Origin of the sequence: Chitinophaga lutea (genome assembly GCF_003813775.1) — a bacterium.
Classification (GTDB): domain Bacteria; phylum Bacteroidota; class Bacteroidia; order Chitinophagales; family Chitinophagaceae; genus Chitinophaga; species Chitinophaga lutea.
Genome location: NZ_RPDH01000002.1, coordinates 2246681 through 2272404, shown reverse-complemented (window position 1 = coordinate 2272404; position 25724 = coordinate 2246681). Strand labels below are relative to the sequence as shown.

Below are 25724 nucleotides of genomic sequence, written 5' to 3'. Positions count from 1 at the left end.
TTTTATATGAGCCGTATTAAATTATTGACCGTCATCTGTCTGTTGACGGCGCCAGTTGTCTTTGGTCAAAAGGCTACTTCGCCCACCAAAGGCTTCCCCCCGAACTATGGAAAAAAGGCACAACAGGACGTGGCCAGGCCCAAACTCGTGGTAGGCATGGTAGTAGACCAGATGCGCTGGGATTATTTATACCGTTTTAACGACCGGTATTCGAACGATGGTTTCAAACGCCTCCTGGGCGAAGGATTCTCCTGCGAAAACACCCTCATCCCATATACCCCCACCATCACCGCCTGCGGCCATACCTGCGTATACACCGGCTCGGTGCCCGCCATCCACGGCATCATCGGCAACGCCTGGTATAACAAAGCTTCCAGGAGCAGCGTGTATTGCACGGACGACAGCACCGTCACCGCCGTTGGCGGCAGCGATGCGGCGGGCAGAATGAGCCCCGCCAACATGTACACCTCCACCATTACCGACGAACTGCGCATGGCCACCAACTTCCGCAGCAAAGTGGTAGGCGTGGCCATTAAAGACCGCGGCTCCATCCTGCCGGCCGGCCACAGCGCCACCGCGGCTTATTGGTACGACGGTGTAACGGGGAACTTCATGACCAGCAGCTACTACATGAAGAGCCTCCCGGCCTGGGCGGAAGCCTTCAACAACCAGAAACTGCCGGCCAAATACCTCGCCAAACCGTGGAACACCCTGTATCCCATCGAAACTTACGTGCAGAGCACGGCAGACGATAAACCGTATGAAGGCCGCTTCAAAGGACAGAACAACTCCGCCTTCCCGCACGAACTGGCTGGCACCATGGGCAACAGCTTCGGCATTCTGTCGTCTACGCCCTACGGCAACACTTTCACCCTCGAGTTCGCCAAAAAAGCGCTCGAAGGCCATGAAATGGGTCAGGGGCCCATCACGGACTTCCTGGCCATCAGCCTGTCGTCTACCGACTACGTAGGCCACCAGCACGGCCCCAACTCCATCGAAATTGAAGATACCTACCTGCGCCTCGACCGCGACCTGGCGGAGTTCTTCCAGTACCTCGACAAAAAAGTGGGCAAGGGCCAGTGGCTGTTCTTCCTCACGGCAGACCATGCCGTGGCGCATGTGCCCGGTTTCCTGAAAGAAAATAAAATCCCCGGCGGCAGCTGGGACGACGCGGCCATGCTGAAATCGCTCAATGCCGCTACCGAAAAGGCGTTCGGCGTGAAGAAAGCCATCCTTTCCGGGTATAACTACCAGTTGAGCCTCGACAACGAAGCCCTTGAAAAATCCGGTAAAACCGAAGAGATCAAACAGTTCATTATACGCGAAACGCTCAGATGGCCCGGCATCGCCAACGCGTTCGACCTGCATAAACTGGGCGCCACCGCGCTTCCCGAGCCGCAGAAGTCCATGATGACCAACGGCTACAACGTACAGCGCAGCGGCGACATCATGTTGGTATTGCAGCCCGGATGGCTCGATGGCGGCTCCACCGGCACCACCCACGGCCTCTGGAACCCCTACGACGCACATATTCCCCTGCTCTGGATGGGCTGGGGCGTACGCCAGGGTAAAACCAACCGTACCGTGTCTATGGCCGACATTGCGCCTACCATCGCAGCGATGCTGCGCATCCAGATGCCGAACGGCAACGTGGGGCATGTGATCGAGGAATTGACGAAATAGTTGTCTCTCAGAACAACTAACCGATTGATGGGTATCCGGGATGTGAAGGAAGTACGGTGGGATAGCCGGGAAAGATCGGATGCAGCTGAAAAGCAGAAGGCATTTAATGAAAGATTCCCTGTATGTAAGCTGTTTCCCGAAGAGGATGGATGAAATCCGCGGATTGAACCAGATTCACGAAAGAGATGAAATCTCCCGAGTAATTAAACTGAAAACACTGTTGATAGCGCCTTTGCCGGGATTTCCGGCAAAGGCGTTTAATTTACAGCAGTTTACGTATACTGTTTATTGAGTAAAAATAAATCACTTACATTTGGAACATGTCCGGATTGACCTATCATATCGCAGACAGGGTGGCCACCATCACCCTGAACCGGCCCGATAAGCGTAACGCCCTGAATGGCGCGCTGGTCAGGGAATTGCGCGAGGCATTCGCCCGCGCGGAGGCGGACGACCATGTGAAGGTGATCGTACTGGCGGGTAACGGCAAGGCGTTTTGCGCCGGGGCCGACCTGGAGTACCTGCAGCAGCTGCAACAGAACAATTACGAGGAAAACCTCGCCGATTCGAGGGAGCTCATGCAGCTGATGGAAGAAATGTACACCCTGCCCAAAGTGGTGATCGCCCTGATCGAGGGAGACGCCATCGCCGGCGGCTGTGGGCTGGCCTCGCTGGCCGACCTCAGCTATGCCGTACCGGCCGCCAAATTCGGCTACACCGAGGTGCGCATCGGCTTTGTGCCCGCCCTCGTGAGCGTGTTTCTGGTGCGGAAGATAGGAGAGGGCAGGGCCCGCGAACTGCTGCTCACCGGCCGCCTTATCCCGGCGGAGGAAGCAGCTGCTTACGGTTTGATCAATAAAGTGGTGCCGGCGGAGCAGATCAGGGCCCATGTGGCGGCAGTGGCGCAAAGCCTCTGCAACGACGCATCGGCCAACTCCCTGAAAATCACCAAACAACTGGTGCGTACGGCGCTCGATCAGCAGCTGCCCGCCGCCCTGGAAACGGCCGCCCACCTGAATGCCGAAACCCGGCAGCATCCAGACTGCCGGAAGGGGGTAGGGGCCTTTCTGGATAAGCAAAAGCCAAGCTGGTAGCGGGTTTAATGCATTTGGCACAGAATTTTCACACATACCTATGTACTAAAGAACCAATTATGCGAAAATTGTTACTGATAGGGGGATTGCTGGCAGGCTTCATAGCCGGTTCCGCATCGCCGCTTTGGGCACAACGTACCATATCGGACGCGAGGATAAGCTATAAGGTAGAAATGCCGGCGGAACAGCTCCAGATGGAGGCGATGTTCGCCAACAGTTCCATGATTCAATACCTCCGAGGCCACCAGAGCCGGATAGACATGAACTTCAATGTGGTTAACTACATCTATCTCATCAATGCACAGGAAGAAACGGTGGTGACGCTCATGGACAACCATGGGGACAAGTACCTGATCCGCACCGACAAAAAAGGCTACGAGCAGGATACGAAAAAGTATAGCAACACCCAGTTCACCGACCAGACGGAGATCCGCGAAATCGCGGGCTACAAATGCCGCAAGGCCATCGGAAAAATGGAAGACGGCACCACGTTCGATGTGTATTACACGATGGACCTCATTCCGGAAAACAAATATTACAATCGCCGTTTCATGAACCTGAAAGGCATTCCGCTGGAGTTCGAGATCGTAGTGAAGTCCGGCTCCAAAATGAAGGTGACAGCCACCAAGGTGGATTTGAGCCCGGTACCCGCCTCGATATTCGATGTGCCGAAAGGGTACAGGGAGATTACGGCGGATGAGCTGAAGAAGATCAGGGGTTAAGGATACTGAAGATATTTTCGATAGGGGGCTGTTCATGGAGCAGCCCTTTTTTATTTGCTCAGGCATGCCCTCCGGGCGTTACATGCGACTCCCTGCAACCGGGCATCCCATCTGCCTTCGGGGGTATCTGATACCCTGAATCCTGCATGCGTCACTGGCTATTGCAGCCCTCCGGGCGTTGCATCAATTCCCTGTAACCGCGCATTCCATCTACCTTCGGGGGCAACATCTCCAATCCTGCATGCGTCACCCGCTATAGCAGCCCTCCGGGCGTTACATCCAATTCCCTGCAACCGCGCATTCCATCTGCCTTCGGGGGTATTTAACACTCTGAGTCCTGCATGCGTCACCCGTTATTGCAGCCCTCCGGGCGTTACATCCAATTCCCTGCAACCGCGCATTCCATCTGCCTTCGGGGCAATATCTCCAATCCTGCATGCGTCACTGGCTATTGCAGCCCCCCGGGCGTTACATCCAATTCCCTGCAACCGCGCATCCCATCTGCGTTTGAGGTATTCAACCGGCCCGCACCTCCCAAACGCAAAAAAGGCCGTTCTTTCGAACAGCCTTTCTGCAAAATCTCTTTTCAAATTGTCCTTAGTTTTTCCTGAACGGTAAGTTAAACTGCACCTGATGATACTTCATGCTGGGTACAGGTTGTGCTTGTACAGAGTAAGGCACGATATAGGTGACATTTCCTCTTTTATATGTCAGTACAGACTTAACGTTAACAGTACTGTTGTCAGAACTCAGGTTAAAATCGGTTTTCAGGATACCGCTGGCCTTAAATCCCGCGTCAAGGCTCAGATTCGTTTTAGGCATGGCGGTGAGGTTGTAGCGGGTCTCGGTCTTCTTTACAACCTTGTCCTTTTCGTTATCCAAATTACCGCCCAGATCATTGGCCTGTACACTCAGTGCAAGCATGAACAAAGCACTTACCATGAGGCAAGACAATGAAAATCTTTGGATTATGTTAAATTTCTGCTTCATTGTAATGCAAATATACGAAAAATCCATCTATCATAACGGAATCTTAAGCAATTTACCCTTTTATCTTAAAAAAATGTTAAAAAATACACGAGCGGTAAAGGCCAACTTGTTTGGTGACGGATGCAAAATCTCATATATTTACATTAATGAATCACGATTTCCCATCATTTAACGAGTTTAACGAGGATTTTGAAGATTTGAGGGACTTGCTTCAGCAATTTGAGAATCTTAAGGAGGGCAGATCACACGCCTTCCTGGACGAGGATTCTTTCGAACAGATCATCGATTACTACGATGAGCACGATGAGCTCAATAATGCCCTCCAGGCCGTTGAAATCGCCATCGAGCAGTTCCCCTTCTCCTCCGCACTGCTACTCAAAAAATCCGCTTTATTAATCGAAACCAAAAAATACCGCGAAGCCCTCGCATTGCTGGAAAAAGCCGCATTGCTGGACAGTAACGATATTAACCTGTATATTCTCAAAACAGACGTGTACCTGGCCATGAACCAGCACGAAAAGGCGGCCTCCCTCCTCGAGGAACAGATCACCCAGTTCGACGGGGAAGACCGTACCGACCTGCTGCTGGAACTGGCGGACGTGTACGACGACTGGGAAGAATTCGAAAAAGTGTTCGACTGCCTCAAGATGCTGCTGGAATACGATGCCAACAACGAGGAAGCCCTGCACAAAATCTGCTTCTGGACCGAGTTTACAGGCCGCAACGAAGAAAGCATCCGCCTCCATACCAACATCATCAACGAGCACCCGTACAACCAGCTGGCCTGGTTCAACCTGGGCACGGCCTACCAGGGCCTGAAGCTCTATGAAAAAGCGATCGACGCGTACCAGTACGCCGTGGTGATCGACGAGCGGTTCGACTATGCCTACCGCAACATGGGCGACGCCTACATCCACCTGCGCAAATACAACGAAGCCATCGAGGTGCTGCAGAAACACCTGGAAGTGGCCAAGCCGGAAGACGTGATCTACGAAGCCATCGGCCACTGCTACGAAAAGATGCGCAAGTTCACGCAGGCCCGGTATTATTACCGCAAGGCCAGCCACCTCAGCCCGAACGACGACAAGCTCTATCTCAAAATAGCCAAGGCTTACATGACGGAGGAGAACTGGGAAAACGCCATCAAGTCCCTCCAGTCCGCCCTGCGCATCAACAAACACAGCGCCGAGTACAATATCACCCTGGGGCAGTGTTACCTGCAGCTGGGAAGCGACAAGGAGGCCCTGGCCCATTTCCTCAACGCCGTGCGTATCCGGCCCAACAGCGCCCAGGCCTGGAAAGAACTGGTGCGCGGCCTGTATGCCTCCGGTCATGTGGACGAAGCCCTCGTGCAGCTCGATGCCGCCGAAGCCCGGATAGGGCGTAAACCCGTGTTTCTTTTTTACCGGGCCGCCCTGCTCATTGCCACCGGCAAAACCAAAGAGGGCCTGCTGCAGCTGGAAACAGCCCTGCAACTGCATCCCCGCCAGGTGAAAAAGATGGTGGAGCTCGACCCGTCCATCCTCCAGCATATCGCCGTGGTAGACCTCATCGGCCGGTACAGGCGTAAACGTTAAACCATTTTTTGCTCCTCCTATTGCAGAACTTCTTATTTTTGCCGCGGTTTTCTAAATTGTAAACATTGGAAAAGCCAACAAAACCAATCCAATTACAAGGTAGGCATAGCTAAGTATGACAGTTTGGTGGGAAAAGACCATTAAGAAGAATAAAATCGTGCAAAATGAATTTTAATCTGACGCAAATTCCGGAAAGAACCAGCAAGCCGCGGAACCATGGGCTCACCATGGTGATGGACAAAGGCCTGAGCGTTGAAGAAGCAAAGAACTTTTTATCTGCTGCCTCACCGCATGTGGATATTGTAAAACTGGGATTTGGCACCTCTTTCGTAACTCCCAACCTTCGTGAAAAAATTGAACTGTACCAGGCGGCGAATATCCCCGTATACTTCGGCGGTACCCTGTTTGAGGCGTTCCTCATCCGTAACCAGTTTGACGAGTACGTGAAAGTGATCAAAGACTACGGTATCTCCTATATGGAAGTTTCCGACGGTTCCATCACCATCCCGCACGCGGAAAAGTGCGGCTACATCGAAAAACTCACCAAACACGGCCTGGTGCTGAGTGAAGTGGGCTCCAAAGATGCGGAGCATATCATTCCTCCCTATAAATGGATCGAACTGATGCGCGCGGAACTGGAAGCCGGCGCCACTTACGTGATCGCGGAAGCGCGCGAAGGCGGTAACGTAGGCATTTACCGCGGTAGCGGCGAAGTGCGCGAAGGGCTGGTGCAGGAAATCCTCACACAGATACCGGCTGAAAAAATCATATGGGAAGCTCCCCAGAAAGACCAGCAGCTGTATTTCCTGGAACTGGTAGGCTGCAACGCCAACCTGGGCAACCTGGCCCCCCACGAGGTGATTCCCCTGGAAGCCATGCGTGTGGGCCTCCGCGGCGATACCTTCCACCTTTTCCTCGACAAAGAATAATCTACATACATGGCGGACCGGCTCCCGGTCCGCCATTCTCAATTTTTACCGTATGCGCTTGTTCGGCCTGATCGGCTTCCCGCTTTCCCATTCCTTTTCAAAAGGGTTTTTTGCTGAAAAATTCCAGCGCGAAGGCATCACGGATTGCCGGTACGAAAACTTCCCCATTCCCTCGATAGACCAGTTCCAGGCCCTCTGGAACGACCATCCGGAACTGGAAGGCATGAACGTCACCATTCCCTACAAACAGGAAGTCATTCCCTTTCTCCACCATTTCAGCGACGCAGCGAAAGCCATCGGCGCAGTGAACTGCATCCGCCGCCGGGATAACGAGCTCACCGGGCATAATACGGACGTGATCGGTTTCAGCCGCTCCCTGCAGCCCTTACTGCAACCACAGCATACCAAAGCGCTGATACTCGGCGCGGGCGGGGCCGCCAAAGCGGTGAAATATGCCCTGCAGCGGCTGGGCATCTCCTACACCGAAGTGAGCCGCAAATATTTTGACGGCACCATCGGGTACGATGCGGTGAACGAAACGGTGATGCGGGAACATACGCTGATCGTAAATACCACGCCGCTGGGCATGTACCCGAACGTAACCGAAGCGCCGCCCATTCCTTACGAATTCATCACGGACCGGCACCTGCTGTACGACCTCATCTACAACCCGGCCGAAACACTGTTCATGAAAAAAGGCGCCGAACGCGGCGCCTCCGTTAAAAACGGTCATGAAATGCTGATACTGCAGGCCGAGGCATCCTGGGAAATCTGGAATGCCTGAGCGCGTCATGTCGCGATCTGGTAAATGCCGGGCAATTTACCCCTTCGATCTTCATTCCTTTTTTACTGGTAGCCGTTTCAGGATCTGGCACGTAAATCCGCGCCCTCGCGGACGGAGTAATGCCTTGCCGGTATACCAGGGCGTTAACCCTTCGTTTCCGCCGAAGGTTTGATCATGTAGTACATGCAGGTGGTAAAGAAATTGCGGACGAAGGGGATCTTCTTCATCCATCCGAACTGCTCCCGCGGTTGCAGGTTGAACTTGTATTTGTAAATCGGGTTGATGAGGTAGTATTTTCTTTGGGTGATATCGAACCCGGTGGTGCGCACGATCTTTTCAAACCGTTCGATGGAAATACCGGTATCCACCAGCTCCATCAATTCTTTGATGGTGCCCTCGCTTTCGCCGAAAGCTTTGAGCAGGCCACGGTACAGCGGCCGCGGCAGTAAATGCACATACGGCAGGAAACTCAGGAATTTGCTGCCGCAGATCTGCTGGTGGCCGCCATGGGGCATATACCAGGGCGGGAAACCGAAATATACCTGGCCGCGCACGGTCAGGAGGTTTTTGAGATACGCCACCAGTTTGTCCTGGTCCGGGATATGCTCGATGGCGTCTTTGAGGATGATCACATCAAAAGCATGCTGGAATTCCCCGAAAAAGTCGACGTCGTATATATTTTTGGCGATCAGCTGCAGCTGGCCGTTGTCGATGTACTGCCCCAGGAATCCCTTCGCCAGTTCAATTCTTTCCGGGAAGAGGTCCACGCCCACACAACGGCAGCCCGCTTCCAGGAAGGGGGTGAGCACCCCGCCCTCGCCGCAGCCGATTTCCATCACGCGCAGGCCTTTCAGCTCGGGAAACTCCCGCTGGATGAACGGCATCACGTAACTCCGGGAATTATCAACCTGCTGCTGGTACCTTAAAGTGGCGTCGGTATGTTGTGGTAATGACATGCTTTTAAAAATTGCGTGAAATTAGGACTAATTTTGGAATGGTTTTAGCAAATAAGAGCATATTGAGAACGTTACTTTTGATATTATTCGCCCTGCCTGCCTTCGCGCAGCAAAAAGAAGCGGCCGCCATCACGGCCGTGTACGACTCCAATGCCGTGGCCGAATTGTACAGCACCACGCCCATCGGTCTCATCGTGCGTTATAAAGACGGTACCGAACGCCAGACCGCCGGCCTGCTGGGAGGCGACCTGCGCTGGAGCCAGGTGACGGTGGAAACCCCCTTCGGTGAATGCAGCAACGGTGTACTGCGGTTCAACCGGAACAAAATACGGCCGGACAATTACAAGATGCGCCTGTTGGTCACCCTCCGCGACCAGCCCTCGAAGCAGCACGAAGTGATGCTGCAGCTGCCGTACCTCACCGGTATCCGCTTCCAGCATTATGCGGACAGTCTCAAGCGCGGCATTCACTTCTATCTGAACGTAGAAGGCATTTACAACAGCGGCAAAATCTATCCGCTCGACACCTCGCGCATCCGCTTCACCGCCAGCGCCGGCCAGCTCATCGGCCAGGATTTGCTGATTCCCGTTACCGACAGCAGCACCAGAAAAATTTCCGTCACCGCTTTTTACAGAGGCGGCAACGATATGAAGATAGTCACTGAAATCCCCGTCAAACAAGGGCCGGAGGACGAATCGATGATCATTAAAAATGAGAAGGACGTGTTCTCCAAACCAAAGAAAAAACGAAATCCGCGTTAAATATTTGCATTATACCGGGCTTTCAATTACCTTTGCATCGGCAAGTCTTATACGACCAGCTCCTGCTGAACTCCCCCAGGACAGGAATGTAGCAAGGGTAGGCGGTTGAAGCGGTGCGATATAAGTAACTTGCCATTTTTTTTTCCACATGGCCAGGTTCTCGCCTCACAATTCCGGAATATATTGTTGGTTTCACTAAATTGCCCCGGATAAAATTTCGGGTCGGGAACAAACTGCCCGTAATCAATCAACAACAATTAAAATACCCTCCCAATATGAAATTCTTTATTGATACAGCAAACCTTTCGCAAATCCAGGAAGCGCACGACCTGGGCATTCTGGACGGCGTTACCACCAATCCCTCGCTGATGGCGAAGGAAGGCATCAAAGGGGAAGCTGCCATCATGAAACACTACGAAACCATTTGCGAAATGGTGGAAGGCGACGTAAGCGCCGAAGTATTGTCTACCGACTTCGCCGGCATCGTGGAAGAAGGTAAGAAACTGGCTGCCATTCACCCGAACATCGTGGTGAAAGTGCCGATGATCAAAGACGGCGTAAAAGCCATCCGCTGGTTCACCGAAAACGGTATCCGCACCAACTGTACCCTGGTATTTTCTGCCGGTCAGGCCATCCTGGCGGCAAAAGCCGGTGCCGCCTACGTATCGCCCTTCATCGGCCGTATCGACGACAGCAGCTGGGACGGTATCGAGCTGATCGCCCAGATCGCCCAGATCTACAGCATCCAGGGCTTCAAAACCGAAGTGCTGGCCGCATCTATCCGCAACGCCCTCCACATCGTTAAATGTGCCGAAAACGGCGCCGACGTGTGCACCTGCCCGCTGGATTCCATCCTGGGCCTGCTGAAACACCCCCTCACGGACATTGGCCTGGCCAAATTCCTCGAGGACGCTAAAAAAATGTAGTATCCATCACCCGATATTGACGAGGGGACAGCTGACCGGCTGTTCCCTTTTTTTGTGCTTTGCCGGGGCGGTGTTCTTCCAGCCTCCATTTTCTTACGCTGGAAACAAACCTCCGGCAGTTACCTGTCGCTGTATGGTCTGGTCCTGATATAGGTTCACACCTTTGGTTAGAAAAGCCTGTCCGAAGCATGCCGGGAGGAGAGAAGCAGACGCCGGGATGCATTGCCCCTCCAAAGCATCCGCTCTCACCATTCCCGTTCCCCTGAAATTGCCTCCTTTCATTCCCTTGCCCCGATATTTTTTTTTACTTTTAATTTATTACAACTATCTTACTACCTCGTAAAACTAGGTACCACGTTAAACAATACTAAATTCACTCTAAAAAATAGCCAGAACACCCGCATGGAAGCAAAATTCATCATGGCCCTGGACCAGGGAACCACCAGCTCTCGCGCTATCATTTTCGACAAATCAGGGAACATTATCGCCGTAGCCCAGAAAGAATTTTCACAGATCTATCCCCAACCGGGATGGGTAGAGCATGATCCGAACGAGATCTGGTCCACCCAGGCCGGCGTGGCGGCGGAAGTGATCGTGAAAGCCGGCACTACCGGCGACCAGATCGCCGCCATGGGCATCACCAACCAGCGCGAAACCACCATCGTCTGGGACCGTAAAACAGGCAAACCGCTGTACAACGCCATCGTGTGGCAGGACAGGAGGACGGCCGCCTACTGCGACGAGCTGCGCGCCAGGGGGCTGGCGGAAGACATCCGCTCCAGAACCGGCCTGATCGTAGACGCTTATTTCTCCGGCACCAAGGTAAAATGGATACTCGATAACGTGGAAGGAGCGAGGGCAAAGGCAGAGGCCGGCGAACTGGCTTTCGGCACGGTAGACAGCTGGCTGATCTGGAACTTCACCAAGGGGAAGCTCCACGTCACGGATGTGAGCAACGCCTCCCGTACCATGCTGTTCAACATCCATACCCAGCAGTGGGACGAAAGCCTGCTGAAGCTGATGGACATTCCGGCGTCGATGCTGCCGGAAGTGCGCGCGTCCAGCGAAGTGTACGGCCATACCGAAGCCACCCTCACGCCGTTCGAAATCCCCATCGCCGGTATCGCCGGCGACCAGCAGGCCGCGCTGTTCGGGCAGATGTGCACCGAGCCCGGTATGGTGAAAAACACTTACGGCACCGGCTGCTTCATGATGCTCAATACCGGCGAAAAAGCCATTACTTCCAGCAATAACCTGCTCACCACCATCGCCTGGCGCATCGGGAACACTACCCATTATGCGCTCGAAGGCAGCATTTTCATCGGCGGCGCCGTGGTGCAGTGGCTCCGCGACGGCCTCGGCATCATCCGCCACTCGGCCGATGTGGAAGCGCTGGCCGCTTCCGTGAAAGATACGGACGGTGTTTACCTCGTGCCCGCCTTTGCCGGCCTCGGCGCGCCACACTGGAACCAGTACGCCCGCGGCACCATCGTAGGCATGACGCGCGGCACCAAAGACGCGCACATCGCCCGCGCGGCGCTCGACAGCATCGCTTACCAGACGATGGACGTGCTCAAAGCCATGGAGGCCGATGCAGGCATGGACATCCAGGAGCTGCGCGTAGACGGTGGCGCCACGGCCAACAACCTGCTGATGCAGTTCCAGGCAGACATCCTGCGTACCCAGGTGGTAAGGCCCAAGGTGACCGAAACCACCGCCCTGGGCGCCGCTTACCTGGCCGGCCTGGCAACGGGTTTCTGGGACAGTGTGGATACCATCCGCAGCCAGTGGCAGGAAGACCAGCGTTTCAAACCTTCCATGGACGACAAACAGCGCACGGAGCTCACCAAAAACTGGCAGCGCGCCATCCGTGCGGCAAAAGCCTGGACCGAAGAATAATCCTCAACCCATCAACTCATAAAAAACACGACCAGTTATGTCAATTTTTCTGGCAGAATTACTCGGTACCGCCCTGCTGATTATCCTGGGCAACGGTGTGGTAGCGAATGTTGTACTCAATAAGAACAAAGGCCAAAACAGCGGATGGATTGTGATTACCATGGGCTGGGCCATGGCCGTATTCGTAGGCGTGATCACCGTGGGCGCTTACAGCGGCGCGCACCTGAACTCCGCCGTTACGCTGTCGCTCGCCGTGGCTGGCGCCATCCAGTGGGACGTAGTGCCCACTTACCTCGCCGCACAGCTTTTAGGGGCGTTTTTAGGCGCCTGTACGGTATGGGCCGCTTATATGAAACAGTTCGAGGCAACGGACGATGCGGACCTGAAAATGGCCGTTTTCTGCACCTCTCCGGCTGTCCGCGCCACCGTTCCCAATCTCATCACCGAAATAGTGGGGACATTTGTACTCATTGTTGCCGTGTTTTTCATCGTCAAACCCGTGCATGGCCTCGGTGCGGTAGATGCGCTGCCGATTTCGCTGGTAGTGCTGGGCATTGGCCTCTCGCTCGGCGGGCCTACCGGCTACGCCATCAACCCGGCCAGGGACCTCGGTCCGCGCCTGGCGCACCTGGTGCTGCCCATCAGAAACAAACGCGACAGCGACTGGGGGTACGCCTGGATTCCCGTTGTGGGGCCGATCATCGGCGCCATGCTGGCAACAGCGCTGTATATGGGGCTGAAATAAGGAAGAAAACATATTGCGGAAGGGCTGCTTTTTAACCAAAAGCAGCCCTTTTTTGCTTTCAGCACCGGGAACACTTTTAATGGCCCGCAAATTCCCCGCTCAAATTTTATTGATATCCTTCATCCGGCCAAACGCTTACCCACCGGACTTCTTGCCCTGTTGTAACTTCCTCGCGCCGCCCATTCCGCTTACGCCATCCGGAATATCTTTCCCTTATCTTTCATTTTTTACTGAAAGTTTTGTACTTTTGATAAAAATTAACAATGGTATGGCATTTGTGGCCAGATTGCTGTACTCATGGCTTTAAAATCTGACATATGATACAACCGAATATTCCGGATACGGACAGACCCCGGGTGGTGATTGTGGGAGGCGGCTTTGCAGGCATCAATATTGCCAAATCCCTGAAAAACGCCCCGGTGCAGGTAGTGTTGCTCGACAGGAATAACTATCATCTTTTTCAACCCCTGTTGTACCAGGTAGCTACGGCAGGCCTTGAACCCGACAGCATCGCTTTTCCCCTCCGCGGCATCTTCAAACGCCAGAAAAACTTCCATTTCCGGATGGGAGAGGTGAAAAGCGTGAATGCGGCCGATAATGTGCTCGTCACCAACATCGGCGACATCAGATACAACTACCTCGTGATCGCCACGGGCAGCAATACGAACTTTTTCGGCAATAAACTCATCGAAGAAAACGCGATCGGCATGAAGTCGCTCATCGAAGCGGTGCAGATCCGGAACTACGTGCTGAAACAATTCGAGGAATCGCTGCTGCTGAGCAGCGAAAAGGAGATCAGGCCCAAACTGAACTTCGTGATGGTGGGCGGCGGCCCTACCGGCGTTGAGCTGGCAGGCGCTTTCGCGGAACTGCGCAAATACATATTGCCGAAAGATTACCCGGAGCTGCCGCTGCACCTGATGAACATCTATCTCATCGAAGCCGGCCCGCGCGTGCTGGCAGGTATGACGGAAGCCAGCAGTAAAAAAACATTCGCCAGCCTGGAACATATCGGCGTGAAAGTGATGACGAACGTGGCTGTGAAAGATTATGACGGCCACAACCTGTTGCTGAGCAACGGCGAAACGATCGAAACGCAGTCGCTCTTATGGTCTGCCGGCGTGAAAGGTATGCCCATAGCCGGTTTGCCGGAAGCGGAAGTGTTGCCCAACGGGCGTGTGAACGTGGATGAGTTCAACCTCGTGAAAGGAAGCAAAAACATTTACGCGATCGGTGATATTGCGATGATGGTCAACGACGACCGTTTCCCGAAAGGTTACCCGATGGTGGCGCAGGTGGCGATGCAGCAGGGCAAACAGCTCGGTAAAAACATCACCGCATCGCTCCGCGGCCGCGCCATGAAACCGTTCAGATACGCCGACCTCGGCAGCATGGCCACTATCGGCCGTAACCGCGCCGTGGCCGAGTTTGCGGGCATCCGCCTCAGCGGCTACCTGGCATGGGTGGCCTGGATGGTGGTGCACCTGCTCAACCTGCTGGGGTTCCGCAATAAACTTGTGGTATTCATCAACTGGTTCTACCGCTATTTTACATACGACCGCGGCACGCGCATCATCATCAAACGTGGCGCGGCCAACATCGTGAAGCTGCGGCAGTCTGTGTACCAGACGGACCCGCTTTTACCTTGACCGGTTCAAAAGGGAATTGAGGCGCAGCTGGCCCACCAGTTCGTCGTACCGCCCGCCGAGGCCGCGGTAATACACGAGCACGGTGTAGGCATTTTCGGTTTCCCACCAGTTGCCTTCGGTGTATTCCGTGCTGAACTTGTTGTTCGTTCTGTCGAGCAGGCCATAGACGTAATTGTAGTAGCCCTGTTTAAGATATAACGCGCCCTCGTAAGCCTGCCGGGGGCCGTTGTAGGTCATTTTGTTGAGCGTGTTGAGCTCGTAGTTGGTCAGTTCCCCGAATATGTACATATCATACCCGGCATACGGTTCCTTGGCGGGGAAGGTGAAATTCACCCGTGCGTAGTCGCCTTCGAAATTGGGATCATAATCTTCTATGGTGCCGGGGTAAAACATCCCGTTGATATCTTTCAGGTATTGGTATACCACGTTGTCGCGCGCGAAGTCGGGCATGAGCGTTACTTCCGTACCGGTTTTGCGGTAGTCGGTTTTCTGCACCCTTTCGGTTTGCAGGCGGAAGCTGCGCAGATCAGCCCATCGCCATTCTTTCATGGCGGGGAAAATACAGTCCTGTTCCGCATTGTATTCGATCACGTCCCCTTTGATGAACATGGGCTTGAGGCCGGTGATGGCATTGTCCCAGCGGAAGTTCTGCTGTATCACCACCTTCACCTGGTTGAACGGGTTCTGTATGTTGAGGCCTTTGACGTTGACGGCGATGTTGAGTTTTTGTGAGTTCCTGAACAGCTTCGGGTTGGTGGGCTGCGAAATATACCCGGTTACGCCGGCGCGGTTGTTGAATACCATCAGCCGGCGGGTGAAAGCGAGTTTGGAGGTATCACTGTCGAGGTACACTTTCAGCAGGTAATTGCCTGCTTTGGTGGGCATGCAGTTGGCGTTGGGGATCTGCAGCGTATAATGCACGTACTTCTGCAGGGCGATGCTGGAGAAGCGGTAGGTCCGGATCTGGTTTTCGGTGAATCCCCGCAGGTACTCGATGGGATTGAGCTGTGCGGGTTTCCAGTCGGCGTCGCAAAGCACCAGCGTGTAGTAGTACGTCCGCACTTCATTCAGGAGATCGTCGAACGTCAGCTCCAGCACATCGCCGCCGTTGAGCGGCACAATGGGCATGCCGAGGGGTTCGCCGGGCGGGTTGAGTTTCACCGTGGCGATGTTGCGGTGGTAAATGTGGTCAGGGGTGATGGTATTTTCCTGCGCCCGCAGGGTTAAAAAACCAAACAACGCGATCACGGTACAGCATGCTTTTGCTACTCTGCTCATAGCTGTAATTTACAATGAATTTCTAAATTGTATAAATTGCGGTATGCGCGTGTCCCTGTTTATTGCCGGAAGGATTGCTTTTAACCGTTTTTCTTCCTTTTCCAAGTTCATCATCAACATAGCCATGATCGCCACGGCCTTCAGTGTGGCGGTGATGATAATGGCCACCGCGCTGATCAACGGGTTCCAGCAGGTCATATCCGACAAGATCTTCAGCTTCTGGGGCCACATGCATGTGACCCAGTACCAGGTGAACGCCGGCCCGCTGGCGGAACAGATCCCGTTCGAGGCAGACAGTGCGCTGGAGGCCCGCATCCGTGCTATCCCGCAGGTGAAGGACGTGTACGAGTTCGCCACCAAAAGCGTGATCGTCAAAAATAACAAGGAAACCGAGGGCATGATCTTCAAGGGCATCGCCCCCGGCAGCAAACTCTCCTTTCTTGAAGAAGGGCGCCCCGTCCGGTATACGGACAGCGGATATTCGTCAGACATCATCATTTCCGCCAACACCGCCGCACTCTTACAGTTACGCCTCAACGACGCGGTGGTGGTATATTTCATGCGGGGCGACGGCTTGCCTCCGCGTGCCCGCAAACTCAATATCTGCGGCATTTACAAAACCGGGATCGAAGAATACGACAAAGCGTACCTGCTGGGCGACATCAGTCTCATCCGCCGGCTGAACGACTGGGAGCCCGGCGACATCGGCGGGTACGAAGTGTTCCTGCACAACTACGGGATGATCGACAGCGCCCGCAGCAGCATCGGCGAGGTGCTGCCCGACGAGCTGAACCTGCGGAGCATGCAGGAGGTGTACCCGAATATTTTCGACTGGCTGGGGTTGCAGAACAAAAACGAGATCATCATCCTGGTGATCATGACCATCGTGGCGGTGATCAACATGATCACGGCCATCCTCATCCTGATACTGGAGCGCACCAACATGGTGGGCATCCTGAAAGCGCTGGGGATGCGGAACGGCGCCATACAGGGCGTATTCGTGTACCAGGCGGGGTACATCGTGCTGGCGGGCATCGTGATCGGGAACGTGTTGGGCATCGGCCTGGCGCTGCTGCAGCAGCACACCGGTTTTTTCAAACTCCCTGAAGAATCCTATTACATGTCGGTAGCCCCGATAGCCATACAATGGTGGAAAGTGATACTCATCAACGCCGGCACGCTGCTCATCTGCGTGCTCATTTTACTGATACCTTCCCTGCTGGTGCAGCGCATCCTGCCCGTTAAAGCCATCCAGTTCAAATAAGCAGGCGGCCGCAGATAATACCGGTGGCCACGGCGGCGTTTAAGGATTCGGCCTGGCCGAGGCGGGGAATGGTGATGCGGTGGCTGCATAATGCCAGCACTTCTTCGCTGAGCCCGCGCGATTCGTTGCCGATCAGGATAATGCCTTCTTTGATGACCGGGGTATGTACGATGTTTTCGCCGTGCAGGGTGGCGGCGTAGGAGGAGATGTGTTTGTTGGTCCGCAGCAGGTCCGTAAGGGACTGCACGTGTACGGCCACCCGGAGGAAGCTGCCCATGGTGGCCTGGATGGTTTTGGCGTTAAAGGCGTCCGCGCACTCCGGCGTGCAGATGATCTGGCGGATGCCAAACCAGTCGGCTATACGAATAATGGTGCCCACATTGCCCGGGTCCTGCACGGTATCCAGCGCAAGGGATACGGTGCCTTCAAGCCGCAGCGGCGGCAGGGCGGGAATGTCTGCCAGCGCCAGCGCCTGGTTGGGCGTGGAGAGCGACGACATTTGTTTGAGCGCATCCGGCCCTACAGCCTCCACCGTGATGCCGGCCGGTACGGAATGGGCGGCCAGCCAGGCTTCGGTGGCGTAAATGGCTTTTACGGTCTGGGCGCTGCCGGCCAGTTCCTGTACGATCTTATCGCCCTCCGCCACAAACTGGCCGAATTTTTGCCTGTTTTTTTTGTGCTGTAATGATTGAATATATTTAATTTGCGCCTTTGATAACATGGGGTCAAACCTACAGGAAATCCGGCATTCAGCCAAGCAGGCCCTTTACAGGAGGGATGCGTCAATACCCGATAATTCAAACTGCCAGTGAAGAAAACGACATATGCAACATCACTCCATCTGCCGGTACCGGCGCTGCTGATGCTGCTGTGCCTGTTGCTGCAAGCCTGCTCCAACACCCAATACCTCCAGAAAGACCAGAGCCTGCTCACCGCCAGCAGCGTGGATATTAAAGGGAAACTCAATTCCACCGAAAAGAACGAACTGAAAAGCGACCTGTCTTCCACCTCCCTCATGCTGCAGAAGCCCAACCAGAAAGTGCTCGGCACCCGCCTGAAAGTGTGGCTGTACAATAAAAAAACATACGACAAAAAAAGCAACTGGTTCTGGAACCTGGTGCTGGCCGAAAGAAACCTCCAGGCGCCGGTGATCTACGACTCCGCGAAAGCGAAAGAATCCGCCGCCCGCATGGTATCGTATCTCAACAACCAGGGTTATTTCTATGCCACGGTGCAGCCTAAAACCGATATCAAGGCCCAGAAGGCCAGCGTGACCTACGAAGTGAACACCGGCAAGAATTTCGTGATCAGGAAAATCACGTACGACATTCCCGATACGGCCATCGCCAAAATCGTGAAGACCGGCGAAAACCTCTCGCTGCTCAAGGTAAACGACGCCTACAAAGCCGGTAACCTGCGCGACGAGCGCGAGCGACTCACCCGCATGATCAGGGACGCCGGGTATTACAAATTCAACCGCGACCTGGTGATCTTTACGGTAGACACGCTGAACAAATCGCTGTTCGTAGACCCGCTGAACCCTTTCGAAAGCATGCCCACGGTGCTGAGCGCCGACCAGAAACCCACGATGGACGTGGAGCTGTCGATCCGCCAGCCCGAAGATTCCGCCAGCGACCTGACTAAACTGTTTTACCTCAATAAAATTTATGCGTTCCCGGATTTCACGCTGAACGACAATGTGAACGACACCGGTTTCCACACCACCCAAAGCCGGCACCTCATCGTGAAATACCACGAGAACATCATCCGTCCGCGGGTATTGTCGAGAGCCGTGCAGCTGCGCAGCAACGAAAAATATTCCACCACCGCGTACAACAATACGGTGAACCGCCTGTACGAGCTGAACCTCTGGCAGTTTGTGACAGTACAGTTCAAGGAAAACAAAGACACGGTGCAGAAGCTCGACGCCTTCATCCAGCTCACCCCGCGTAAGAAGCAGGAGCTGAGCGCCAACATCGACCTCACCACCAGTAGCGATTATTTTGTGGGTAGCGGCGTATCGCTGGGATACCGGCATTTCAACGTGAACCGGGCGGCCAACGAACTGCACATCACGCTGAAAGGCGGGCTGGAAGTGGTGCGCAACCAGGGCGGCCAGTTTAACATGCAGGCCACCGAATACGGCCTGAACGCGGATTTCATTTTGCCGCGCTTCGTCACCCCATTCCGCGTGCGGCAAAACAACCGCTCCACCGCCAAAACGAGGATATCCGCCGGTTTCAACAACCTGACGAGGATCGACAAGTTTAATATCCGCACGGTAAACGGCGCGTTCGGTTACGAATGGAACGAGTCCATCTACAAACGGTGGACGGCCAAACCCTTTACCCTCAACTACGTGCAGGTGGTGCTGAGCCAGGGTTTCAAAGACACGGTGGTGGATCCCAACCCGTACCTGCGCCGCAGCTTCGAACCCGCGTTCGTCGGCGGCGAGGCGGTGACCTATACTTTTTCGAACAACGATATTTTCCATAAAAGGAAAAACTCCTTCTTCCGCGCCACCTTCGAAGAATCCGGCCTGTGGCTGAAAGGCATCAACGGCGCCATCAGCGGCATCACCAGTGGCAAAAACGACCTGGAAAGCCTCGCCAGGGTAAAGATCTCGCAGTTCGTGCGGGGAGAAGCGGATTACCGCCATTACTGGATTTACAATAAATCGTCGGTGGCCACGCGTGCATATGTCGGCCTCGGTATTCCTTACGGGCAGAGCGATGTATTGCCCTACATCCGCCAGTTCACCGCCGGCGGCCCCAACAGCATCCGCGCCTGGCGGCTGCGTACGCTCGGGCCGGGGTCGTATGTGGACATGTCGCCCGTCGCGGCCATTTTCCCTGATCAGACGGGCGATATGAAGCTGGAAGCAAACGCGGAATACCGCTTCGACCTGCTGCGTCTGTTCGGCGGCACGATCAACCTCAAAGGAGCTACCTTCCTTGATTTCGGTAATATCTGGATGCTGAAGAAAGATACGTCGCGCCCCGGCGCCGATTTCCAGTTCGGCAACCTGTATAAACAACTGGCGATCGGCACCGGCCTCGGCGCCCGCCTCGACTTCAGTTATTTCGTGATCCGGGTCGACTGGGGCATCCCGCTCAAAAAACCATACCCCACCAAAAACCAGAGCGGCTGGTTCATCAACGAGTGGGCGCTGGGCGACAGCCGCTGGCGCCGGGAAAATGTGATCTGGAATATCGCGATCGGGTATCCGTTCTGATGATTTTGCTGAAGAAAATTTTGCTGCCGGAACAGTGTGCCTGGTTCCGCCGGCGTATTGGACATCACGTGGGCATGCTTACACACAGCTATACGTTCCGGTGAATGGCCGGGTTGAAATGTTGCAACAGGACTGCAAGGAACCGGTTTCCCCGTTCCGGTATAATTCCCGTCGAAAATGAAATGCTGATTGTAGGATGGAAAGCAGTTGACAGCTAGCCCTGTTCCTTCGGATGCGCCTGTTTATACGCCTCAATAAAATCCGTCACTTCCATGGCATCTTCCAGTCTGAAAGCGCCGATCCGCGTGCGGCACAAACTGCTGAGGTGCGCGCCGCAGCCCACGGCCACGCCGAAGTCGTTGGCCAGCGAACGGATGTAGGTGCCGGTGCTGCATTGCACCCTGAAATGCACCACGGGGAGGTTGACTTCCGTGATCTCGAAAGCATGGATCACGATCGAGCGCGGTTCCACTTTTACTTCCACGCCTTTGCGGGCCAGGTGATAAATGGGTTTGCCGTTCTGCTTGATGGCGGAGTGGATGGGAGGCAGTTGCTGCTGCGGGCCGGTGAAGCGGTCCGCAATGGCCTGCAGTTCTTCTTTGCTGAGTGCGGGCACGGGTTGTTCGTTTTCCGGGGCCGACTCCAGGTCGAAGGTAGGGGTGGTGGCGCCCAGCGTAAAAGTGCCGGTGTATTCTTTTTCCTGCGCCTGGTATTCGTTGATCTTTTTGGTCATTTTACCCGTGCAGCAGATGAGCAGCCCGGTGGCCAGCGGGTCGAGCGTGCCGGCATGGCCTATTTTGGCTTTCGTGGTATTGCGGATTTTGCGTACAACGTCAAAGGAAGTCCAGGTTAACGGCTTGTTGATCAGCAGCACGGCGCCTTCCTGGTAGTTTTGTGATTCAGACATTTTGCAAAGATAAATCTAATTTGACCAGCAGCCAAGGTGAGCGGCTGATGCGGAAAACACGACCGTTCCTGATGACCGTGGTGGCCAAGTGCATCTTTCCGGGGCACGTTACAATGTATCCTTCGCCGGTTTTCTTTTTGCAAGAAAAGTGATCATCAACCCGATTGCGGCGATGAGGGTGAAGGAAGCGCGCAGGCCCGCCGCCTGTGCGATAAACCCGATAACCGGCGGGCCGGTGAGAAAGCCCAGGAAACCTACGGAGCTCACCGCGGCCAGCGCCATACCCGGCGCCATGGTGGTGCTTTTGCCGGCCTCGCTGTATACCAGCGGGATAACGGTGGAAACGCCCAGGCCGACCAGGAAAAATCCCGCGGCAGAAGTGCTTATCATGGGGAACAGTACCGCCAGCAAAAGGCCGGCGGCGGTGAGGATGCCACTGGCCAGCAGCATACCGGCAATGCCGTAACGCCGCGCCAGCCAGTCGCCCACGAAACGGCCCGAGGTGGTAGCCAGCGTGAAGGCCGTATAACCCACGGTCACCAGTCCCGGATCCGCTTTTACCACTTTCGCGAAATACACGCCGCTCCATTCGTACATGGTGCCTTCGCAGATCATGCAGCAGAAAGCGATGACGCCGAGGCGGATGAGGAATTTATCCGGCTTCACGAAAACCGGTTGCTGGTTGTTGTACCGGCGTTCCTGCCGCATGGTGAAGCGAAAGGCCGCCAGTACGATAAGCAGGGCCGCCAGACCCACATAAGCGAAGTGTGTGGCCGGCGGCACGCGGAGGCTCGCCATCAGCGTGCCGATGAGCGCCCCGGCGAAACCCGCCATGCTCCAGGTGGCGTGGAACGACGACATGATGGTTTGGCCGAAAAGCCCTTCCACGCCCACCGCCTGCGTATTGATGGAAATATTGCCCATGTTGCCGATGAACCCGAAGCAGAACAATACCGCCCCGAGCGCGTAAGCGTTGGGTGCGATGCCGATGCCGTTGAGGGCGGCGATGTAAAGAAGGGAGGCCGCGATCATTACCTGGCGGCTGCCGGTGCGCGTGATGAGCCAGCCCGAAAACGGGAGGGAAGCCAGGGAGCCTACCGGGATGCAGAACAATACCGCGCCCAGCGCTGCTTCGGTGAGGTGCAGCGACGCCTGGATGGCCGGGATACGGGAAGCCCAGCTGGCAAAACATAGCCCGTTCAGGAAAAAGAATGCGCTGACCGCCAGCCGCACCTGCCATTTATTTGCCATGCCGTTATCCGAATACTTTCAGGCTCTGACGATACTCCTCCATGAGGCGGTGCACGATGTTTTCCACGCTGGTGATATCGTTGACCATCTCCACGCTTTGCCCCGCGCTCCACAGCTGGTTGTAGTGGTTCGGTTTGATGGCCTGCTGGAGTTTTTTCATGCCTTTCATCTGCACCATCATTTTGAAATACTTGCGCGTGCGAGGGTTGCGCGACAGCCATTTTTCCCAGGACGATTGTTTGTATCCCAGCTTCTGGGCCGCCGGCGTGTTGATGATGTTGCAGGGAGTGCCGGAGAGGCGTTCGGTCAGCACGATGTCTTCCATGCCGTGGCTGATGATGGCCTGTTTGTATTCGTCGCTCACGCCCGCTTCCGTGCTGGCGATGAACCGCGTGCCGATAGACACTGCGTCTGCCCCCAGCACGAGGGCGCTGGCCATTTGCTGGCCCGTGGCGATGCCGCCCGCCGCTACAACCGGGATGTGCGGGAATTCCTTTTTCAGGGCCGGCACCAGCACGTGCATGGGGTAGGGGCCTGCATGGCCGCCGGCGCCCGCCGTCACGGCAATCAGCCCGTCGGCGCCGTTCGCTACCGCTTTGGCCGCATGTTCCAGGTTGGTGACGTCGCAGATCACTTTCGCGCCGTAGCTGTGCGCCGCGTCGATCACTTCGCGCGGGTTGCCCAGGGAGGTGATGTAAAAGGGGACCCTGGCCGCCACACAGGCGTCCAGGTGTTTTTTATAGAGCGGGTTCGTTTTCTGTACGATGAGATTGACGCCGTAAGTGCCGTACTGTACGGCCGCTTTGGCTTCATTGAGCCGGTCGAGCAGGGCGGGCAGCTCGCCTTCGTTGCGGTAGTTGAGCGAAGGGAAGGTGCCTGCAATCCCGCAGCGGATGGCTGCTTTCATCATGGCCTCGTTGCTCACCAGGAACATGGGAGCCATGATCAGCGGGTATTGAATGCCCAGGGTTTGCGTTAATGAATTCAAGTGCCTGATATTTAGATTGGTTAGCGGTTCAACTGCCGGGCTACGTATTTGCCCAGAATGTCGAATTCCAGGTTGACGGTGCCGCCCGGCTGCAGGTATCGGATATTGGTGTGCTGGTGAGTGTACGGGATGATGGCTACGGTAAAGGCGTCGTCGGTAATGTCGAATACCGTCAGGCTGATGCCGTTGAGGCAGATGGAGCCTTTTTCCACGATCAGCGGGGCGAACTGCCGGTCGAACCGGATGCGGTACAGCCAGCTGCCGTCCGCTTCCTGCACCGATTCGCAGGTGCCCGTACCATCTACGTGCCCCTGTACCAGGTGTCCGTCTATGCGGCTGTTGAAAATCATGGCCCTTTCCAGGTTGATGGAATGGCCCGGTTGTATGCTGCCGAGATTCGACTTTTCAAGCGTTTCCGCGATGGCCACGGTAGTGTACCGGTCCGGCTCCACCGCCGTCACCGTGAGGCAGACCCCGTTGTGCGACACGCTCTGGTCTACCTTCAGCTCCGGGGCCAGCGACGATTGTATGGTAATTGCAAGGTTTCCTCCATCCTGCACTGCGGCGGCCACAGTGCCCATTGTTTCTATTATTCCGGTAAACATAAAATCGTAATTTTGGACCCCGAAATTAGGCAATTAAAATTGCGTGTGAATAACTTTGAAAGTTGAAAAATACTCCGTATCTTTGCCGTCCGTAAAAATTTATAAAGGAGAATTATGTTAATTATCGATTCTAAAGATTGCGAAAACATTGACAAAGCGCTGAAAAAGTATAAAAAGAAATTTGAGAAAGCGAAAATCCTGCTGCAACTCAGAGAGCGCCAGTCATTTACGAAACCTTCCATCCGCCGCCGTACGCAGGTGCTGAAAGCTGTTTACAAACAACAGCTCTCTACCGGAAAGTTTGACGCATAATCACGAAGCTATCTAATTTTAATACATAGATTGATGATTGTAAGGTTTTCTCTAACTTTACAGTCATCAATTTTTTTGTATTCACCATGATGGAGCTTCCCCCGCTGGCCGAACAGTTTTTATCTTACCTCTTGCTGCAAAAGCGATATTCGCAGCATACTGTCACCAGTTACCGGCTCGACCTCTTCCAGTTTTTCCAGTACCTCCGCGGTACCTACGGCGAAACGCCCCTGCCCGAAATAGATGCCTTCCAGGTACAGTCGTGGCTGGCCACCGGGCTGCATAGCCGCGACGAATCCGGCACAGCCGCCGCGGTCACCATCCGCCGGAAAATATCCGCATTAAAGTCGTTTTTCAAGTTTGCCGTGCGCGAGGGCGCCCTGGCCCAAAGCCCCATGTTCAAGGTGGTGAGCCCCAAGCTGCGCAAGCGCCTGCCGGTGTTCGTGGAGGAGAAGGGCATGCAGCAGGTGGAGCAGAACGAGGCCGGCGGGAAACCCCTCTTTACCGACGATTTCGAAGGCGCCACCAAACAGCTGATACTCGATATCCTGTACCAGACCGGTATCCGCCGCGCGGAGCTGGTCGGGCTGAAGCAGGAGGGGATCAGTCTGTACAACAGCCATATCAAAGTGCTCGGCAAGGGCAATAAGGAGCGCATCATTCCCATCGGCAACCATTTGTCGGCTTCCATCAGGGCATACATCGAACGCAAGCGGAAAGAGCTGGAAAACCCCGATCTGACGTACCTGCTGGTGAAAAAAGACGGCAGGCCCGTGAATGCAGGGTATGTATACCGTACCGTGCAGGCCGCTCTCGCACAGGTAACGACTCTTTCCAAGAAGAGTCCCCACGTGTTGAGGCATACTTTTGCCACGCACCTGGTCAACAACGGGGCCGACATCAATGCCGTGAAGGAGTTGCTGGGCCATGCCTCGCTGGCCAGTACCCAGGTTTACACCCACAATACGATCGAAAAACTGAAGAAAGTATACCAGCAGGCGCATCCCAAAGCCTGAGCTGTCAATAAAATGATTGATAACGGTCTTTACGCATGAGAAACAGCATAACGATTGACGCCTGTCAGTTGTTATACAGGTAACCCGCGTTAACATTGCATAAAACAGATTTTAACAAAATTTTTCGGCGAGAAAATGGAATAAGATGGAAAG

Annotated in this window: 23 protein-coding genes and 1 other RNA gene; 16 read left to right on the top strand and 8 right to left on the bottom strand. The window is 54.8% G+C overall.

Features of this window, described 5'->3' with window-relative positions; translation table 11 throughout:
• The first annotated feature begins 6 nt into the window (after positions 1-6).
• From pafA to EGT74_RS21450, 3 genes are all read left to right on the top strand, one after another.
• Positions 7-1683, top strand: coding sequence for an alkaline phosphatase PafA (gene pafA / locus EGT74_RS21460; RefSeq protein WP_246008275.1), 1677 nt, complete (start codon positions 7-9; stop codon positions 1681-1683).
• 320 nt (positions 1684-2003) lie between these two features.
• A complete protein-coding gene (locus EGT74_RS21455; RefSeq protein ID WP_123848595.1) occupies positions 2004-2777 on the top strand; it encodes an enoyl-CoA hydratase/isomerase family protein in 774 nt (257 codons plus the stop codon).
• Between the two features lie 59 nt (positions 2778-2836).
• Positions 2837-3499 carry a hypothetical protein gene (locus EGT74_RS21450; RefSeq protein WP_123848594.1) on the top strand — a complete coding sequence of 221 codons (663 nt, stop codon included), beginning with the start codon at positions 2837-2839 and terminating at the stop codon, positions 3497-3499.
• 597 nt (positions 3500-4096) lie between these two features.
• On the opposite strand, the gene EGT74_RS21445 is transcribed toward EGT74_RS21450, so the two are convergent.
• Complete coding sequence (locus tag EGT74_RS21445; protein ID WP_123848593.1) at positions 4097-4489, bottom strand: hypothetical protein; 393 nt, start codon at positions 4487-4489, stop codon at positions 4097-4099.
• A 146-nt stretch (positions 4490-4635) separates the two neighbouring features.
• Here EGT74_RS21445 and EGT74_RS21440 point away from each other — a divergent pair, with 146 nt between their 5' ends.
• The 3 genes from EGT74_RS21440 (at position 4636) to EGT74_RS21430 (ending at position 7779) form a co-directional block, all read left to right on the top strand.
• Positions 4636-6066: a tetratricopeptide repeat protein gene (locus tag EGT74_RS21440; protein ID WP_123848592.1), complete on the top strand. Its 1431-nt coding sequence runs from the start codon at positions 4636-4638 to the stop codon at positions 6064-6066.
• 164 nt (positions 6067-6230) lie between these two features.
• Complete coding sequence (locus EGT74_RS21435) at positions 6231-6995, top strand: phosphosulfolactate synthase (RefSeq protein WP_123848591.1); 765 nt, start codon at positions 6231-6233, stop codon at positions 6993-6995.
• A gap of 52 nt (positions 6996-7047) precedes the next feature.
• Positions 7048-7779: a shikimate dehydrogenase family protein gene (locus EGT74_RS21430; RefSeq protein ID WP_123848590.1), complete on the top strand. Its 732-nt coding sequence runs from the start codon at positions 7048-7050 to the stop codon at positions 7777-7779.
• Positions 7780-7922: 143 nt separating this feature from the next.
• Here EGT74_RS21430 and EGT74_RS21425 read toward each other — a convergent pair whose 3' ends face one another.
• Positions 7923-8735, bottom strand: coding sequence for a class I SAM-dependent methyltransferase (locus tag EGT74_RS21425; RefSeq protein ID WP_123848589.1), 813 nt, complete (start codon positions 8733-8735; stop codon positions 7923-7925).
• 62 nt (positions 8736-8797) lie between these two features.
• Here EGT74_RS21425 and EGT74_RS21420 point away from each other — a divergent pair, with 62 nt between their 5' ends.
• From EGT74_RS21420 to EGT74_RS21395, 6 genes are all read left to right on the top strand, one after another.
• Positions 8798-9496: a hypothetical protein gene (locus EGT74_RS21420; protein WP_123848588.1), complete on the top strand. Its 699-nt coding sequence runs from the start codon at positions 8798-8800 to the stop codon at positions 9494-9496.
• Between the two features lie 38 nt (positions 9497-9534).
• Positions 9535-9634: signal recognition particle sRNA small type (gene ffs / locus EGT74_RS21415), an RNA gene on the top strand.
• Positions 9635-9771: 137 nt separating this feature from the next.
• A complete protein-coding gene (fsa, locus tag EGT74_RS21410) occupies positions 9772-10422 on the top strand; it encodes a fructose-6-phosphate aldolase (protein WP_123848587.1) in 651 nt (216 codons plus the stop codon).
• Between the two features lie 402 nt (positions 10423-10824).
• Positions 10825-12321 carry a glycerol kinase GlpK gene (gene glpK, locus EGT74_RS21405; protein WP_123848586.1) on the top strand — a complete coding sequence of 499 codons (1497 nt, stop codon included), beginning with the start codon at positions 10825-10827 and terminating at the stop codon, positions 12319-12321.
• A gap of 37 nt (positions 12322-12358) precedes the next feature.
• Positions 12359-13066, top strand: coding sequence for an MIP/aquaporin family protein (locus EGT74_RS21400; protein WP_123848585.1), 708 nt, complete (start codon positions 12359-12361; stop codon positions 13064-13066).
• Between the two features lie 317 nt (positions 13067-13383).
• Entirely contained in the window at positions 13384-14715 is a 1332-nt protein-coding gene (locus EGT74_RS21395; RefSeq protein ID WP_123848584.1) for an NAD(P)/FAD-dependent oxidoreductase, read from the top strand.
• On the opposite strand, the gene EGT74_RS21390 is transcribed toward EGT74_RS21395, so the two are convergent.
• Positions 14707-15993 carry a type IX secretion system plug protein gene (locus tag EGT74_RS21390; RefSeq protein WP_123848583.1) on the bottom strand — a complete coding sequence of 429 codons (1287 nt, stop codon included), beginning with the start codon at positions 15991-15993 and terminating at the stop codon, positions 14707-14709. The genes EGT74_RS21395 and EGT74_RS21390 overlap by 9 nt on opposite strands.
• A 43-nt stretch (positions 15994-16036) precedes the next feature.
• Between EGT74_RS21390 and EGT74_RS21385 the strand changes: the two genes are divergently transcribed.
• Positions 16037-17257, top strand: coding sequence for an ABC transporter permease (locus EGT74_RS21385; protein ID WP_123848582.1), 1221 nt, complete (start codon positions 16037-16039; stop codon positions 17255-17257).
• On the opposite strand, the gene EGT74_RS21380 is transcribed toward EGT74_RS21385, so the two are convergent.
• Positions 17250-17978, bottom strand: a complete 729-nt coding sequence (locus tag EGT74_RS21380) for a TrmH family RNA methyltransferase (RefSeq protein ID WP_123848581.1) — start codon at positions 17976-17978, stop codon at positions 17250-17252. The genes EGT74_RS21385 and EGT74_RS21380 overlap by 8 nt on opposite strands.
• An 87-nt stretch (positions 17979-18065) precedes the next feature.
• On the opposite strand from EGT74_RS21380, the gene tamL reads away from it, so the two are divergent.
• Positions 18066-20492 (top strand): translocation and assembly module lipoprotein TamL, encoded by a 2427-nt coding sequence (gene tamL / locus EGT74_RS21375; protein WP_123848580.1) that lies wholly within the window; start codon positions 18066-18068, stop codon positions 20490-20492.
• A 214-nt stretch (positions 20493-20706) separates the two neighbouring features.
• On the opposite strand, the gene truB is transcribed toward tamL, so the two are convergent.
• The 4 genes from truB to EGT74_RS21355 form a co-directional block, all read right to left on the bottom strand.
• Entirely contained in the window at positions 20707-21399 is a 693-nt protein-coding gene (gene truB / locus EGT74_RS21370; protein ID WP_123848579.1) for a tRNA pseudouridine(55) synthase TruB, read from the bottom strand.
• A 108-nt stretch (positions 21400-21507) separates the two neighbouring features.
• The gene (locus tag EGT74_RS21365) at positions 21508-22650 is read right to left on the bottom strand and encodes an MFS transporter (protein ID WP_123848578.1); all 1143 of its coding nucleotides are present in this window, start codon (positions 22648-22650) and stop codon (positions 21508-21510) included.
• A gap of 4 nt (positions 22651-22654) precedes the next feature.
• Positions 22655-23638 (bottom strand): NAD(P)H-dependent flavin oxidoreductase, encoded by a 984-nt coding sequence (locus EGT74_RS21360; RefSeq protein WP_246008274.1) that lies wholly within the window; start codon positions 23636-23638, stop codon positions 22655-22657.
• A 20-nt stretch (positions 23639-23658) separates the two neighbouring features.
• Positions 23659-24243, bottom strand: coding sequence for a riboflavin synthase (locus EGT74_RS21355; RefSeq protein WP_123848577.1), 585 nt, complete (start codon positions 24241-24243; stop codon positions 23659-23661).
• 114 nt (positions 24244-24357) lie between these two features.
• On the opposite strand from EGT74_RS21355, the gene rpsU reads away from it, so the two are divergent.
• Entirely contained in the window at positions 24358-24555 is a 198-nt protein-coding gene (gene rpsU / locus EGT74_RS21350; protein WP_119078825.1) for a 30S ribosomal protein S21, read from the top strand.
• A gap of 86 nt (positions 24556-24641) precedes the next feature.
• Complete coding sequence (locus tag EGT74_RS21345) at positions 24642-25571, top strand: tyrosine-type recombinase/integrase (protein ID WP_123848576.1); 930 nt, start codon at positions 24642-24644, stop codon at positions 25569-25571.
• Positions 25572-25724 lie beyond the last annotated feature (153 nt).